This is a genomic window from Klebsiella sp. K47 (assembly GCF_051858335.1).
In the GTDB taxonomy this organism is placed as follows: domain Bacteria; phylum Pseudomonadota; class Gammaproteobacteria; order Enterobacterales; family Enterobacteriaceae; genus Klebsiella; species Klebsiella pneumoniae.
This window is the reverse complement of the sequence record NZ_JBPYUI010000258.1, coordinates 1-236: the sequence shown is the minus strand read 5'-3', so window position 1 is coordinate 236 and position 236 is coordinate 1. Positions and strand designations below refer to the sequence as shown.

1 protein-coding gene is annotated in these 236 nt (G+C 45.3%); it reads right to left on the bottom strand.

Annotated elements, in window-relative coordinates; translation table 11 throughout:
• Positions 1-236, bottom strand: a 236-nt coding sequence (locus tag RRF55_RS27950) for a DNA topoisomerase (RefSeq protein ID WP_439419293.1), incomplete at both ends; no start/stop codon positions are given.

The following is a 236-nucleotide window of genomic DNA, read 5'->3' as shown; positions in this document are numbered from 1 at the left end:
ACGCTCACGCTCAACCACCAGTTTAACTGCGACAGACTGAACACGACCTGCCGATAAACCACGGGCAATTTTTTCCCAAAGTAATGGCGAAATCATAAAGCCAACAACACGATCTAAAAAGCGGCGTGCTTGTTGCGCATTGACTTTATCGATATCAAGGCGTGCTGGATGCTTGAATGCATCTTGGATGGCATTTTTGGTAATTTCGTTGAACACCACACGTTGATAACGTGAGT